General features: G+C 65.0%; 13 protein-coding genes, 6 tRNA genes and 1 riboswitch. Of the genes, 12 read left to right on the top strand and 7 right to left on the bottom strand.

Translation table 11 applies throughout. From position 1 onward, the window contains the following. A partial coding sequence (istA, locus tag OIU93_RS20130) for an IS21 family transposase (RefSeq protein WP_264271833.1) occupies positions 1 to 782 on the bottom strand: 782 nt, incomplete at its 3' end. Between the two features lie 282 nt (positions 783 to 1,064). Here istA and OIU93_RS20125 point away from each other — a divergent pair. Further along, positions 1,065 to 2,048 (top strand): IS1249 family transposase, encoded by a 984-nt coding sequence (locus tag OIU93_RS20125; RefSeq protein ID WP_264271832.1) that lies wholly within the window; start codon positions 1,065 to 1,067, stop codon positions 2,046 to 2,048. 202 nt (positions 2,049 to 2,250) lie between these two features. On the opposite strand, the gene OIU93_RS20120 is transcribed toward OIU93_RS20125, so the two are convergent. The 6 genes from OIU93_RS20120 to OIU93_RS20095 form a co-directional block, all read right to left on the bottom strand. Beyond that, positions 2,251 to 2,326: transfer RNA gene (locus tag OIU93_RS20120), tRNA-Gly, on the bottom strand. Between the two features lie 34 nt (positions 2,327 to 2,360). Next, a tRNA-Val gene (locus tag OIU93_RS20115) sits at positions 2,361 to 2,432 on the bottom strand. Positions 2,433 to 2,586: 154 nt separating this feature from the next. Then, positions 2,587 to 2,659: transfer RNA gene (locus OIU93_RS20110), tRNA-Gly, on the bottom strand. Positions 2,660 to 2,693: 34 nt separating this feature from the next. Next, positions 2,694 to 2,765 (bottom strand) — tRNA-Val (locus tag OIU93_RS20105). A 23-nt stretch (positions 2,766 to 2,788) separates the two neighbouring features. Next, positions 2,789 to 2,859: transfer RNA gene (locus tag OIU93_RS20100), tRNA-Cys, on the bottom strand. 62 nt (positions 2,860 to 2,921) lie between these two features. Then, positions 2,922 to 2,994: transfer RNA gene (locus OIU93_RS20095), tRNA-Gly, on the bottom strand. A 209-nt stretch (positions 2,995 to 3,203) separates the two neighbouring features. On the opposite strand from OIU93_RS20095, the gene OIU93_RS20090 reads away from it, so the two are divergent. The 11 genes from OIU93_RS20090 (at position 3,204) to OIU93_RS20040 (ending at position 13,657) form a co-directional block, all read left to right on the top strand. Next, a complete protein-coding gene (locus OIU93_RS20090; RefSeq protein WP_264271831.1) occupies positions 3,204 to 4,055 on the top strand; it encodes a PD-(D/E)XK nuclease family protein in 852 nt (283 codons plus the stop codon). Positions 4,056 to 4,173: 118 nt separating this feature from the next. Then, on the top strand, positions 4,174 to 4,749 hold the full coding sequence (gene def, locus OIU93_RS20085) for a peptide deformylase (protein ID WP_264271830.1): 576 nt from the start codon (positions 4,174 to 4,176) through the stop codon (positions 4,747 to 4,749). Next, on the top strand, positions 4,746 to 5,684 hold the full coding sequence (gene fmt / locus OIU93_RS20080) for a methionyl-tRNA formyltransferase (RefSeq protein WP_264271829.1): 939 nt from the start codon (positions 4,746 to 4,748) through the stop codon (positions 5,682 to 5,684). Before def ends, fmt begins: the two co-directional genes overlap by 4 nt. Next, positions 5,681 to 7,234, top strand: coding sequence for an RsmB/NOP family class I SAM-dependent RNA methyltransferase (locus tag OIU93_RS20075; protein ID WP_264271828.1), 1,554 nt, complete (start codon positions 5,681 to 5,683; stop codon positions 7,232 to 7,234). The genes fmt and OIU93_RS20075 overlap by 4 nt, the downstream gene beginning before the upstream one ends. A gap of 50 nt (positions 7,235 to 7,284) precedes the next feature. Then, positions 7,285 to 7,956 carry a ribulose-phosphate 3-epimerase gene (rpe, locus tag OIU93_RS20070; RefSeq protein ID WP_264271827.1) on the top strand — a complete coding sequence of 224 codons (672 nt, stop codon included), beginning with the start codon at positions 7,285 to 7,287 and terminating at the stop codon, positions 7,954 to 7,956. 20 nt (positions 7,957 to 7,976) lie between these two features. Beyond that, positions 7,977 to 8,124, top strand: a riboswitch (FMN riboswitch). A gap of 153 nt (positions 8,125 to 8,277) precedes the next feature. Next, a complete protein-coding gene (pnuC, locus tag OIU93_RS20065; RefSeq protein ID WP_264271826.1) occupies positions 8,278 to 8,979 on the top strand; it encodes a nicotinamide riboside transporter PnuC in 702 nt (233 codons plus the stop codon). A gap of 26 nt (positions 8,980 to 9,005) precedes the next feature. Further along, the gene (gene ribD / locus OIU93_RS20060) at positions 9,006 to 10,031 is read left to right on the top strand and encodes a bifunctional diaminohydroxyphosphoribosylaminopyrimidine deaminase/5-amino-6-(5-phosphoribosylamino)uracil reductase RibD (protein WP_264271825.1); all 1,026 of its coding nucleotides are present in this window, start codon (positions 9,006 to 9,008) and stop codon (positions 10,029 to 10,031) included. A gap of 11 nt (positions 10,032 to 10,042) precedes the next feature. Then, on the top strand, positions 10,043 to 10,675 hold the full coding sequence (locus tag OIU93_RS20055) for a riboflavin synthase (RefSeq protein WP_264271824.1): 633 nt from the start codon (positions 10,043 to 10,045) through the stop codon (positions 10,673 to 10,675). Then, positions 10,672 to 11,955 (top strand): 3,4-dihydroxy-2-butanone-4-phosphate synthase, encoded by a 1,284-nt coding sequence (ribB, locus tag OIU93_RS20050; protein ID WP_264271823.1) that lies wholly within the window; start codon positions 10,672 to 10,674, stop codon positions 11,953 to 11,955. Before OIU93_RS20055 ends, ribB begins: the two co-directional genes overlap by 4 nt. Beyond that, on the top strand, positions 11,952 to 12,434 hold the full coding sequence (gene ribH / locus OIU93_RS20045; protein ID WP_264271822.1) for a 6,7-dimethyl-8-ribityllumazine synthase: 483 nt from the start codon (positions 11,952 to 11,954) through the stop codon (positions 12,432 to 12,434). The genes ribB and ribH overlap by 4 nt, the downstream gene beginning before the upstream one ends. Positions 12,435 to 12,919: 485 nt before the next feature. Next, positions 12,920 to 13,657: a site-specific DNA-methyltransferase gene (locus tag OIU93_RS20040; protein WP_264271821.1), complete on the top strand. Its 738-nt coding sequence runs from the start codon at positions 12,920 to 12,922 to the stop codon at positions 13,655 to 13,657. Positions 13,658 to 13,771: the final 114 nt, after the last annotated feature.

The raw sequence follows: 13,771 nt of genomic DNA, 5'->3' as shown, positions 1-13,771 counted from the left end.
CCCTGAAGAGTGGCTGCCTCCGGCTCGGGGACCATGAAGTTGCGGCGCAGGAACCCCACCGCATTTTCCACGTTGCCCTTCTCGTGGCCAGAGTAAGGATTGCAATAGCGTGACTCCGAGCGGTAGTGGAGCTTGAACGCGCCAAACAACTTCGTCTCCACGACCCGGGTTCCCACCCGGCGCCCGATGCCCGTGGCGTTGTCAAACACCATGTGACGTGGCACGGCCCCAATGTGCTCGAACACCGTCCGCAACCCGTGGGCCACGCATTCTGCCGTTTCGCCGCGGTACGCCTGCACGAAGCGCATGTTCGAGAACGGGAAGGTCACCAACAAGATGTGCACCACCTGCCGGATCCCGGCGATGATGGCCTCGGCCTGGCCGAAGTCGACCTGCACGGTGCCGGCAGGCCAGACAAGCTCGGTGAAGCCCTCCCCGGCCTGCCGGTTCGCCGCCCGCCACCGGCGTACGAACCGTTGCACCGGTGAATACGCACCGGGGTAGGAATTCTCCTCCACCAGCCGGTCAAAGACGCGCTTGGCGGTGTGCCGCTGCTTGTAGTTCCGCCGCTGGTCATCGACCAGCCAGCCCTCGATGATGTGCTCGAACCCGGTGAGCACCGAGCCCCCTGGCCGTGCCTTGGGGGCCGACGGTGCCGGGGAGAAATCCTTTTGGTCGGCATACTTCGCCACCGCATCCCGGCTGACTCCCAACCGACGGGCGATCTCCCGGCCCGAGATTCCTTGGGAATCCAATGTTCTGATATTTTCTTGTACGGACATGGGTACCGTCATCTGCTTTCCAGCCCTTCCGGCGCAATCGCTCTGTCAATAGCAGCGCCGTAAGGAACCTATCTGGGGGTGGCGGGCCCATGTCTTTTGACACTCTGGACAGGGCCTCGAACCACCGGGTGATCTCTATCTCCAAGCCAGCCCCGGAATGACGTTTTCCGAGATGAAATCACTGGCCTGATTCTTACCGCTCTTTTGGCTGGAAACCGGCCACCAACTTGGCTGGATTCCCTGGCTCAAACGGACTGAAGATAGTCGATCACACACAGGCTGATGGGCAAGGATTCCCAGGCCGAGATCGGACCCGGTGGCGGGCGGACCTTCCGCCGCTCCACGCAGTGGTGCTGGAACATCGAACCCGCGGTCGCGGTGACCGGCGAGATCCACGGCCAGGTCCAGATGGACGGCATCTACCTGGGCCGGGGCTGGTGCTGCCTGATAGCGATCGCCAACGGGCACGTCATCGGCTGGCAGTGGTGCGACACGGAAAAGTCGGCAGCCTGGCTGGCCCTGATGGAACTGATCCCCGCCCCGCGCGCGGTGGTCATCGACGGCGGCTCGGGGCTGGCATCGGCCCTGTCTCGGGCCTGGCCCGAGACCCGGATCCAGCGCTGCCTCGTCCACGTCCAGCGCAACGTGCGCACCTACCTGACCCTGCGGCCGCGCACCGATGCCGGGAGGGCCCTGCGCCGCATCTCCCTGGCCCTGACGCGGCTCAAGACCACCGAGGAGGCCGCCGCCTGGGTCCAGGTGCTGAACCAGTGGAACACCGAGCACGGGGACCTGATCAAGCAACGCACCTACCAGCAGGGGCCCACGGGATTCCGGCCAGCCGGTGTCCGTTCGGGCCAGGCCTGGTGGTACACCCACGACCGACTGCGCAAGGCCTACCGGCTGATGGAACGCCTGGCCAAGAACGGCCACCTGTTCACGTACCTGCATCCGGAGCTCAGCGACGTCGGTGTCGACCCGACGACCAACAGGATCGAGGGCGGGGTCAACACACACCTGCGCGCCCTGCTGCGCAACCACCGTGGGATGCCGCCGGCCCACGCCAAACGTGCCGTCGAATGGTGGCTGTACACCCACACCGAAAACTCTGCCGCGCCGCACACCCTCATCCGTCCCGAACACCTGAAGCCGGCACCCAAGGCAGTGCACCGGGAAGAACGGGTCGGGCCGGAAACACTGGGCACGGGATACAGCGCAGAGGAAGGGCTTTGGGCCAGGAAGGGATGGGCCGGCAGACCCTGCTAAACCACGCCCTGACATGGCAAAGCCCCGGGTGACACACCCGGGGCAGACACACATTTTGTCCTATAGCCCCCAACGGCGCCGGGGGATTGTTCGGCCCGTAATTCGCGCCTGGGCCCGTAATTCGCGCCTTGGTCCGGGTCTGGAACAAGAGGCGTTAAACAAGTAGATCGTGTGAATTGGAGTAATCACACGATCTACTATTTGGAGTGGACAACGAGGTTCGAACTCGCGACCTCAACCTTGGCAAGGTTGCGCTCTACCAGCTGAGCTATGTCCACATGAACAATCAATACCTAAAGTATAGACTCTTCGTGGGCGATACTGGGTTCGAACCAGTGACCTCTTCCGTGTCAGGGAAGCGCGCTACCGCTGCGCCAATCGCCCATAAGGGGGATGCTGCACCTGAACTATAGCTTGGATTCGCGATCTGCAAAATGGCAATCCAACTTTTCATGCGGGTGCTGCGTGTTCTTACCCGGGGGTAAAAGAACAAAGAACAAGGCCTCTCTTCGAAAAGGAATTGAGGCCCGATCTTCAGAGTGGACAACGAGGTTCGAACTCGCGACCTCGACCTTGGCAAGGTCGCGCTCTACCAGCTGAGCTATGTCCACGTGAAAAACCAACACACCAGGTGTGGATTCTTCGTGGGCGATACTGGGTTCGAACCAGTGACCTCTTCCGTGTCAGGGAAGCGCGCTACCGCTGCGCCAATCGCCCATACTGCTTGCAATGTTCCTACGAGGTGGGGACGGGATTCGAACCCGCGTAAACGGCTTTGCAGGCCGGTGCCTCGCCTCTCGGCCACCCCACCATAACCACTTGGTAAAATACCTTGTGGTTAGGTCGGCAAGCCGACCCGGTGATTCAAATGCGAGTGGACAACGAGGTTCGAACTCGCGACCTCGACCTTGGCAAGGTCGCGCTCTACCAGCTGAGCTATGTCCACATGAAAGAATCGCAATCCGCCCGGAATGTTTCGTTCCGTTTGGCTGCGTTCCAACGAGTAAAAACTCTATACGACGTTTCACCAAAGTTCCAAATCGACGCATTCCCGCGCCGACATGCGGCAAAGATCCTTGTGATCCCGCGGTTTTTGACTGGCCCGGAAACGCCCGAAAACGGCAAAACGTCCCCTGGACGTGGAAAAATCTTCCTATGACTTCACCAGCGTTGGCCCAACAGACCTCTTTTGGGCGCATGTATGCCAGAAAAATCGGCGCCCTTCCGGAGGTTCCATCCATCACCACTGTCATCGGGCAGGAAAAAATGGACATGGACGGTTGGATAGGTCACATGGCGGCCACGGCCGTGGTCCAGGATGCCAGGCTGGGCGAGTCCGTCGGGAATTCCGCCAAGCTCAAGGCGCTGGCGCGCCAGGCATCCACGGCGGCTGCGGAATATCGTGACTTGGCCGCGGCCCGCGGGGACCGGGTGCACCAATACTGCGAGCAAATAGCATTGCGCGCCATGGGAAAGCCGCACCAGGCGGCCCAGGCCCGTGAAGCGCTCATCGCCAACAACGAAGAAGCCTTTGCCGGGCGCTTCGACGAGTGGTGGGAGACCTACCAGGTGCAACCACTTGCCGCGGAGGTGACTGTCTGGAACTCGAGCATCGGGTACGCCGGCACCCTTGACCTGGTTGCCACCATTGGCGGCCGGCTTTGCCTGATCGACTACAAGACCCGTGGCACCAATCGCGACGGTCGGGTCAAACCACTTGACCCCAAGGTGGTCATGCAGTTGGCCGCCGGGGCAAAAGCCGAGGAAATGGTCATTGACCCAGCCGCCGGTACCTGGGAACCGTGGAAATACTCACAAGACCCGATGCTGTTGGGCGTGGCAATTGGCGAAACCGAAGTCCAGACCGTGATGGCCAATCCTGAGGTCCTGCCCGCGTACTGGTCGAAGTTCTGGTCGCTTCGCCAGGTATGGGGAGCCACCCAGAAGGTCGGTGATGCAGGGATGCCCCTGCGCGAGGTGGGCCCGCCACCGCCACCGGCGGCATGAGGCGGTCGGTAGACTGGTGGGCAGGGGATAGGCGCGCAGCATTGGCTTGGCCGCGCCCGTCCGCCTCCATCCACAGCACATTGCCGGAACCCAGCCGGCCGAAGGGAGACCGGACCGCATGGCCGTCTTAGGCATTCGCATCGTTGGCGACCCAATCCTCCGAACCCGCGCAGACGAGGTCACCGAATTCGGGCCCGAACTGCGCAAGCTCGTCGCAGACATGGACGAGACCATGGAAAACGTTGAGGGTGCAGGCCTCGCCGCACCCCAGGTGGGAGTCTCGCTTCGGGTCTTCACCTACCAAATCGGCGGGAACCGCGGGCACCTGATCAACCCGGTGCTGGAATTCGGCGAGGAATTCCAGGACGACGTGACAGAAGGCTGCCTGTCCATCCCCGGACTCGGCTACCCGGTGCGCCGCCGCCAATGGACCCGGGCCACCGGGGTTGACGTTGATGGCAATCCCGTGGTCGTGGAAGGCGAGGGATTCCTCGCCCGCTGCCTGCAACACGAGACCGACCACCTCGACGGAATCCTCTACATCGACCGGCTTGAGGGCGAACTGAAGAAGGACGCCTTCCGCAAGCTGCGCGACTCCAGCTACAACTCGGTTGCCGCAAACACTGTGACCAAGCGCAGCTCGGCGCTGGGATCCAGCTTTGGCGCCGGTTCGAGCTTCGGGAACCTGGCATGAGGGTCCTGTTCGCCGGGACCCCGCAGGTCGCCGTTGCCTCCCTCGACCAGCTCGTAAAAGACGGGTTCGACGTGGTTGCCGTGCTCACTCGCGAAGACGCCCCGGTGGGGCGCAAGCGCGTCATGACCCCGTCCCCTGTCGCCGCACGGGCCGCGGAGCTCGGTATCGACATCATCCATTCCAACCGGATCGACGAGCCAACCCAGGAGCGCCTGGCGGCCCTTGACCTGGATATCGCCGCAATCGTCGCCTATGGGGGACTCGTGCCGGAAAAGGCGCTGACGATCCCGCGCCTTGGTTGGATCAACCTGCACTTTTCGTTGCTCCCCGCCTGGCGGGGCGCGGCCCCCGTGCAGCACTCGATCATGGCAGGGGACGACATCACCGGTGCCGTGACCTTCCAGCTCGAAAAGGGACTGGACACGGGCCCCGTCTTCGGGACGCTCACCGAAACCATCGATGTTGCCGACACGGCCGGCGAGTTGCTGGGCCGCCTGGCAATCTCCGGTGCGGTATTGCTCTCGCAGACCCTTTCCGGCCTTGAGGCCGGCAAACTCGTGGGTGTCGAGCAGCAGGGGGACACCTCCTACGCGCATAAGCTCACGCTCGCTGACGGACAGGTTGACTGGTCGCTTCCGGCCCTGGTGATTCGCCGCCGCATCAACGGAACCAGCCCGGATCCCGGGGCCTGGACCGAACTCGATGGCCAGCGTTTCAAACTCGGGACCCTGGTTCCGCAGGCCGATGTCACGGATCTGGCACCCGGCGAGGTTCGCATCGAACCGGGCAAGAAACCGCGAGTCCTGGTGGGGACGGGCTCGTACGCCGTTGAACTTGGCCTGGTGCAACCACCGGGCAAAAAAATGATGAATGCAGCAGATTGGGCGCGGGGCATTCTCGCGTCCGGAACCGTGGATGGGGTGAAATTCGCATGAGCGAATTCGGACAGGGACGTTCCGACCGTCCGCGACGCAGCGAACCGAACCGCGGCGGAGGCCCGGAACGCCGCAGCGACGCCGGCCGCACCCGCAACCGCGGGGGATCCGGACCACGCCAGTTCAGTGCCTCCGCACCCTCGGCCCGCAACCGCAGGGCCGACCAGGCCCGGCTGACCGCCTTCGAGGTACTGCGGGCCGTGGCCGAAAACGACGCCTACGCCAACCTGGTGCTCCCGGCCCGGATTCGCGAACACCGACTGGATCGGCGCGATGCCGGATTCGCCACAGAACTGACCTACGGTGCCTTGCGCGGGCAGGGCCTGTACGACGCGATCCTGGCCCGTTGCGTCGACCGCCCCCTGGACCAGTTGGACCCGGCTGTCCTTGACGCGTTGCGCCTGGGCGCCCATCAGTTGCTGGCCATGCGCGTGCCAAGCCACGCGGCACTCGACGAAACCGTGTCGCTGGCCCGCATGGTGATCGGCGCCGGCGCGTCCGGCCTGATCAACGCAGTGCTGCGCAAGGTCTCGCTGAAGGACCTGGAGACCTGGAGCGAGGAACTGGTCGCCGGGATCGCCGATGAAAATGCGGCAGCCGCACTGGTGCATTCCCACCCCGAATGGATCGTTCGCGCCCTGCGCCAGGCGCTGGTGGCCCACGGCCGCGACGCCGCCGAAATCACCGACCTGCTGGTCGCCGACAACCTGGCCCCGGTCGTCAACCTCGTGGCACTGCCCGGCGTCGGTTCGCTGGACGAGGCGCTTGACGCTGGCGCCGAACCCGGAACCCTCGTGGCCGATTCGGCCTATTACCAAGGTGGGGACATCGCCCGGCTGTCCTCCGTGCGCGCGGGCAGCACCCGTGTCCAGGACGCCGGTTCCCAGCTGGTCGCCCGCGCCCTGGCCCAGGTGGCGCTGCCCGAGGATGGCGATGACACCTACTGGCTGGACCTCTGCGCCGGCCCCGGCGGCAAGGCCGCATTGCTGGCAGCCCTGGCTGCCGAACAGGGCGCGAAGCTTACCGCCAACGAACCCGCCCAACACCGTGCCGAACTGGTGAACAACGCCTTGGTGGCCATCGACCCCGAGACCTGGATGATCTCGGTTCGCGACGGCCGCGAATACGGCGAAAGCGAATACGCCGGGGGCTATGACCGGATCATGGTCGATGCACCGTGCTCGGGCCTGGGCGCGCTGCGCCGCCGCCCCGAGTCCCGGTGGCGCAAGAGCCCCCGCGACGTCGCCGAGCTGACGATCCTGCAGGGCGAGCTCCTGGACGCGGCGCTCAGCGCGGTGCGCGTGGGCGGCGTGGTCGCCTACGTGACCTGCTCGCCGCACCCGGCCGAAACCGTTGCGGTGGTCGATGACCTGCTGTCCCGGAACAAGAATGCCAGGCTGCTGGACACCGGGGCGGCACTGGAATCCGCAGCCCTGCCCGGATTGGCTTCGGCCGCCCGCCCCGTGGGCGAGGGAAGCACCATCCAGCTGTGGCCGCACATCCACCGCACCGATGCCATGTTCATGGCGCTGTTCACCCGCACCGCCTAAACCCGTCGGTCCACCCAGTCGGACCGACGGCCAGCAGCCAGAAGGAAACCATGCGTACCTGCCAGATCAATCCGTCGATCCTCTCGGCGGACTTCACCAACCTCGAACGCGAACTCTCACGGATCCACACCGCCGACGCCGTCCATGTCGATGTCATGGATAACCACTTCGTGCCCAACCTGACCATCGGCTTGCCGGTGGTTCAGCGATTGAACGAGGTCAGTGAGCTGCCGCTGGACGTGCACCTGATGATCAGCCACGTGGATCGGTGGGGACCGGGCTACGCCGAGGCCGGCGCCGCCTCGGTCACCTTCCATGCCGAGGCCTCGGCCGCCCCGATCAAGCTGGCCCGGGACCTGCGCGCCGCCGGTGCCAAATCCTCGATGGCGCTGCGCCCGGCCACGCCGATCGAGCCCTACCTGGACATGCTCCCGGAGCTGGACATGGTGCTGCTGATGACGGTCGAGCCGGGCTTTGGCGGACAGGCCTTCCTGGACATCGTGTTGCCGAAGATCCGCAGGGCCCGAAAGGCCATTGACGGGACCGGCCTGCCCATCGCACTGCAGGTCGATGGCGGGGTCACCCGCGAAACGATCCTGCGGGCGGCCGAGGCCGGGGCCGACGTCTTCGTGGCCGGTTCTTCGGTTTACGGAACAGCGGATCCCGCCGAGGCAGTAGTCACATTGCGAAATCTCGCAGCCAGGACACCCGTTTCCATGTAATACTATGGGCTACAACTACACAACGTGCTCCGGGGTCGGTGTAAGTCCGAACCGGCGGTCAAAGTCCGCGACCCAAGCCAAAAAGATCCCTCCGGGGATCTTGAAGCCTGGTTGAACTGGTGAAATTCCGGTACCGACAGTTAAAGTCTGGATGGGAGAAGCACGTACACGCAACACCAGCGCTCTCGCGAGTGCGCAAGGCACGGCCAGGTGGGAATCCACGAGATTTCCCTGGTTCCGGATCCTTCGCCAGCGGGTCGGCCGCAAAGGTGGAACCGTCGTATCGAACCCCCGGAGCCATCGCGGCTTGACAGGAGGACGATGGATTTTCTGCGGTGGCTCATTGAAGCTTTCAATTCTTACATCACAGTAGGCAGCAGCGCACTGCTGGTGCGCGAAGTGGTGGGCAACGTCTTCGGACTTGCCTCTGCCCTGGGCGGCATCCGCCGCAAGGTCTGGGCGTGGCCCGTTGGCATCGTCGGCAACATCCTGCTCCTGACGGTTTTCCTGGGCAGCATCTTCGGCAACGACCAAACAGCCAACCTGCTCGGCCAGGCCGGACGCCAGATCATGTTCATCGCCGTGTCCTTCTATGGCTGGAAGCGCTGGAAATCCAGCCGCGAATCCGGCGGAAGTGCGGTCACCCCGCGCTGGGCCACCGGCACGGAACGCCTGTCGCTCGCTGCAATCATGATCATCGGCACCGTCGCACTGACCCCGCTCTTTGGCGCACTGGGATCCTACGCACCTGTCTGGGCCGATGCCTGGACCTTCGTCGGCTCCTTGCTGGCCACCTACGGCATGGCCAAGGGACTGGTGGAGTTCTGGCTGATCTGGGTCCTTGTCGATGTAGTCGGGGTTCCGCTGCTCTTCGGCGCCGGTTACTACGCCAGTGCGTTCATGTACCTCTTTTACGGGTGCTTCACGCTGGTCGGGTTCTTCATTTGGTGGAAGGCCAAGAACGACGCCAAGCCCAGCATCCAAACCGAGATGCCCGACCCAACGGTGCAGGTGCACAGCTGATGCAACCCTCACGAACAGTGGCCGCCATGCGGCTTTCCCTCGAGCTGGCCCGCCGCGGCAGCCGCGGAGCCAACCCCCTGGTCGGGGCCGTCATCATCGACCCTGACGGCACGATCCTGGCCACCGGTTACCACCGCGGCGCCGGCACCCCGCACGCCGAGGCCGACGCACTGAACCGCCTGGGCTCCATCGACCCGGCCGCGGCACGCGCCGCGACCATGCTGGTCACCCTCGAGCCCTGCAACCACACCGGCCGCACCGGCCCATGCTCCCGCGCCATCATCGACGCCGGAATCGGCAACGTAATCTTCGCTGTCGCCGACGGCGGCGCGGTGGCCGGCGGGGGAGCCGAGACGCTGCGTGCGGCCGGAGTCAATGTGGAACAGGGGTTGCTGGAGGACCAGGCTGCCGAGCTGAACCACCGCTGGTTCGCGGCCCGCGCCGCCGGCCGGCCCTTCACCACGTTGCACCTGGCCCAAACCCTTGACGGACGAATCGCCGCCAAGGACGGAACCAGCCAATGGATCACCTCGCCGCGCTCGCTGCTCCACGCCCATGAGGTACGTGCCCGCGTGGGCGCCATCGTCGTGGGTACCGGCACCGTCATGGCCGATGACCCGCGGCTGAACGCACGTGACGAACACGGCGAGCCCTTCGCCTCCCAGCCCCGACGCATCGTCATGGGGCAACGGGACATTCCCGGGGACGCAGCACTGAAGGCCGACGGCAACTGGGAGCAGGTCCGCACCCGCGATCCTCACGAGGTCCTGGCACGGATCGCATCCCGGGACATCGGACACGTGCTCATCGAAGGCGGTGCGTCGGTGGCCACCGCGTTCCTGGCGGCGGATCTGGTCGACGAGATCTTCCTCTACCAGGCACCGATCTTCCTGGGATCCGGGCGTGGAAGCGTGGGGGAGCTGGGAATCGACACCCTTGCCTCCGCCCGGCGTTTCCGCCTGGACGCCGTCGACGGGGACGCGGTGCGCATTCTGGGCCCCGACACCCTTACACATCTTGAACCCATGCCAACCGGCACCGGCACACCCTAAGGAATCGAAGCATGTTCACCGGAATCATCAGCGGCATGGGCCGCATCGAAGCAATGGACGCGACACCGGAATCCGACTCTGTCGTCTTGCGCATCAGCGCGCCGAACCACACCGAGAACCTGGAACTGGGCGGGTCCATCGCCGTCAACGGCGTCTGCCTGACCGCCACGTCCATCGCCGGGGACATCCTGTCCCTGGACGTCATGGGCGAGACCCTGCGCCACACGACCATCGGCGACCTCGCCGAGGGCGAGGGCATCAACCTTGAGCGCTGCGTGCAGGCCGGCGGCCGGCTTGACGGGCACGTCGTGCAGGGCCACGTCGACGGTGTCGGGCACCTCTTGGAGCACGAATCGCTCGGTGCCTGGGACCGCTTCCGCTTCTCCATCCCCTTCGAACTGGCCAGATACGTGGCAAAGAAGGGTTCGATCGCGATCGACGGGATCTCGCTGACCGTCACCGAGGTCTCGGAGGCCCGCGAAAAAGAGCAGTGGTTCGAAGTCGGGATCATCCCCACCACCCTGCGCGAAACCACCCTGGGCCAACGCGTTCCCGGTTCCGCGGTCAACCTGGAAGTCGATGTCATGGCCAAGTACGCCGAACGCCTTGCCTCATTCAACAACATCGAAAGCAGTGCATCATGATCACCGATACCATTCGCCTGGACTCCATTGACGCCGCGATCAGCGCCATGGCCGCAGGCCAGGCCGTCGTGGTCGTCGACGACGCTGACCGCGAAAACGAGGGCGACATCATCTTCGCCGCCGAGTTCGCCACCCCGGAGCTCATGGGCTGGACCATCCGCCATTCCTCGGGCGTCGTGTGCACTCCGATGGACGGTGACCGCGCCGACGCGATGGGCCTGCCGCCCATGGTGGAAAACAACCAGGACGCCAAGGGCACCGCGTACACCGTCTCCTGCGACGCCGCACACGGGGTCAGCACCGGAATCAGCGCCGCCGACCGCGCCCTGACGTCCCGCATCCTGGCCGATCCGGCCTCCGGCCCCGAGCTGATCACCCGCCCAGGCCACATCTTCCCGCTGCGCGCGGTCGACGGCGGGGTGCTGGTGCGCCGCGGTCACACCGAGGCCAGCGTCGATTTGTGCAAGGCCGCGGGCCTAGAACCCGTCGGGGTCATCGCCGAGATCGTCCACGACGACGGATCGATGATGCGTCTGCCCGCGCTGCGCGAATTCGCGGACCTGTGGAACATCCCGCTGATCAGCATCGAGGACCTGGCCGCCTGGCGGGCCACCATGGACGCCGAGCCGGCAGTGGGCACCAGTGCCGCCGCGGTGCAGGGCGGTCCGGAGGTCAAGGTCCCCACCCCGCACGGCGAGTTCCTCGTCCGCGCCTGGCGCGAACGCGTCAGCGGCACCGAGCACCTTTCGCTCAGTGCCACGGGTCCCGACGGCACCATGCCGGCCGAGCCGCTGGTGCGCGTGCATTCGGAGTGCCTCACCGGCGACGTGTTCGGTTCCTACCGTTGCGACTGCGGCGAGCAACTGGCCGCCGGGCTGGAGGCCATCAACGAATACGGCGGGGTGCTGGTCTACCTGCGCGGCCACGAGGGCCGCGGCATCGGGCTGGCCAACAAGATCCGCGCCTACGCGCTGCAGGACGGCGGCGCCGATACCGTGGCCGCCAACGAGCAACTGGGCCTGCCTGTCGACGCGCGAAACTACGATGCCGCCGCAGCCATCCTCCATGCCCTGTCCATCCGCCGGGTCCGGTTGATCACCAACAACCCGCTGAAGGAAGAGTGGCTGGAACAGGCCGGGATCGCCGTTTCCGAGCGCGTGCCCACCCGGATTGCGGCGCGTCCCGAAAACCTTGAGTACCTGCGCACCAAGCAAAACCTGATGAACCATTCATTGCAATTGCCATCCATCGAAAACACCAACCCAGGAGTCAAATCATGAGCGGACACGGAGCACCCCTCGTCGGGGCCGGCGAATTGGCAGCGGCAGGCAAAGCCGGAATGCGGGCCGTCATCGTCGCGGCCAGCTGGCACACCCAGATCATGGACGGCCTGCTGGACGGCGCCCTGCGCGCCGCCGCCGATGCCGGGATCAGCACCCCCGAGGTCATCCGCGTTCCGGGCACCTTCGAGCTCCCGGTGGCCGCGGCACGCCTGGCCCATGCCTATGACACCGTCATCGCGCTGGGCGTGGTCATCCGCGGCGGCACCCCGCACTTCGACTTCGTCTGCCAGGGAGCGACCATGGGCCTGACCGACGTTACGGTGCGCACCGGCGTTCCCGTGGGCTTCGGGGTCTTGACCTGTGACAACGAGGAGCAGGCCATTGCCCGTGCCGGCCTGGAAGGCTCTGTCGAAGACAAGGGCTACGAGGCCATGAGCGCGGGCCTGCAGACAGCCGTCGCACTGGCGCGCCGCTAGCAAATTCGGCGAGCCGCCACCGCGCTGCCGCCCGCACCACCGGTACCCGCTTCCAGGAAGCGATGCCGGGGGAGCGGGCGGCGCTGTTCCATGTTCCATTGATTGCACGATTGCCTCATTCAGAGGGTCGGCCTTCGCCGAGCAGGCCGCTCAGGTGCGAGGTCGCCCCGTCTGCGTCCATCTCCCGCGAGATGGCTTCAGCAGGTGCGTCGAACACGGCCAAGGGCCGACGGCAAACTTGACGTCGAGACGGGTTGCCCGGTCCAGCCGGAAGGCGAGGTAAGAAATGCCGGTGCTTTGCCCGATGTGCTTGGCGATGCCGTCCACACCAACAACGGCGCCTTGCCCCTCGGCGAATATCCCGTCCTGGGGGCCGGCACCCGAGCGGCCCCGTGTAATGGGCAACAAGCCGCCTCGGCGTTCGGGCTTCGGTGAGGCGGGGGGGAAGCGGCAATGTCCTCTCCACGGCCGGTAGACTTCGCCTGATGAAAGATCGTGGAAAAGCGTCGACCGGGAGCACCCCCATCTCGTCCCCCTTGGATTCACGACTAACCGCCTTGCACGCCACGTTTCTGGCCGAGCGTCCGCTGGGGGCCGACGAAGATGTCCACATGCTCTCGGCCATCGTGGATCATGTCATTGAACGGTGCAGCGCCCCGGGCGCCTTGGTGTTCGACCCATTCGCGGGGTTCGGCACCACCATTAAACGGGCAGTTGCGCTGGGGCGGGAAGCCCTCGGTATTGAGCTGCTACCCGAGCGGGCGGAGTACTTACGGGATCAGGTGCCCGGCGCGCGCATCATCGAGGGAGACGCAAGGGAGCTGCTCAGGCTTGTCCGCGGAATTACGACGCCCGAAACCGACGCGGGTGTCGATCTCATTCTCACCTCTCCGCCATACATGACCGCCGAGAACCATGAGGCCGACCCCCTCACTGCCTACGAGGAAGATAACGGGGACTACGGCCGCTACCTGGACGAGCTCGGGCTTGTCGCAGCCCAGTGTGCGCGCACCGTTGTGCCCGGCGGCTTCGTGGTGTGGAATGTGGCCGACATCCTCCACATGGACCGCACCACCCACTTGATCCGCGATTGCACCCGCGTGCTCGCGCAGCATCTCACCGCTGTGGGGACAACCGAGATTGTGTGGGATCGCTACCCCCACGATTTGGTGTCCGACGCGTTACTGGTATTCCAACGGCCTCCTATTGAGCGGCGCGCTTAGCCTTGATCCACCGATGAGATTTGGGAGCTGCTCGGCGTTTTAACCACGAAATGCCCGTCATATCAGGGAAAATTGAACTTGCGACAGTAACAACATTCCTGAAATGAAGGGCAT

It is taken from the genome of Paeniglutamicibacter sp. ZC-3 (assembly GCF_025847175.2).
Classification (GTDB): domain Bacteria; phylum Actinomycetota; class Actinomycetes; order Actinomycetales; family Micrococcaceae; genus Paeniglutamicibacter; species Paeniglutamicibacter sulfureus.
The sequence above is the reverse complement of the archived record's forward strand: the minus strand, read 5'-3'. Positions and strand labels throughout refer to the sequence as shown.

Coding starts and splice junctions, on each gene's coding strand:
- OIU93_RS20125 (WP_264271832.1), top strand. CDS start 1,065: ATGGGCAAGGATTCCCAGGCCGAGATCGGACCCGGTGGCGGGCGGACC.
- OIU93_RS20090 (WP_264271831.1), top strand. CDS start 3,204: ATGACTTCACCAGCGTTGGCCCAACAGACCTCTTTTGGGCGCATGTAT.
- def (WP_264271830.1), top strand. CDS start 4,174: ATGGCCGTCTTAGGCATTCGCATCGTTGGCGACCCAATCCTCCGAACC.
- fmt (WP_264271829.1), top strand. CDS start 4,746: ATGAGGGTCCTGTTCGCCGGGACCCCGCAGGTCGCCGTTGCCTCCCTC.
- OIU93_RS20075 (WP_264271828.1), top strand. CDS start 5,681: ATGAGCGAATTCGGACAGGGACGTTCCGACCGTCCGCGACGCAGCGAA.
- rpe (WP_264271827.1), top strand. CDS start 7,285: ATGCGTACCTGCCAGATCAATCCGTCGATCCTCTCGGCGGACTTCACC.
- pnuC (WP_264271826.1), top strand. CDS start 8,278: ATGGATTTTCTGCGGTGGCTCATTGAAGCTTTCAATTCTTACATCACA.
- ribD (WP_264271825.1), top strand. CDS start 9,006: ATGCGGCTTTCCCTCGAGCTGGCCCGCCGCGGCAGCCGCGGAGCCAAC.
- OIU93_RS20055 (WP_264271824.1), top strand. CDS start 10,043: ATGTTCACCGGAATCATCAGCGGCATGGGCCGCATCGAAGCAATGGAC.
- ribB (WP_264271823.1), top strand. CDS start 10,672: ATGATCACCGATACCATTCGCCTGGACTCCATTGACGCCGCGATCAGC.
- ribH (WP_264271822.1), top strand. CDS start 11,952: ATGAGCGGACACGGAGCACCCCTCGTCGGGGCCGGCGAATTGGCAGCG.
- OIU93_RS20040 (WP_264271821.1), top strand. CDS start 12,920: ATGAAAGATCGTGGAAAAGCGTCGACCGGGAGCACCCCCATCTCGTCC.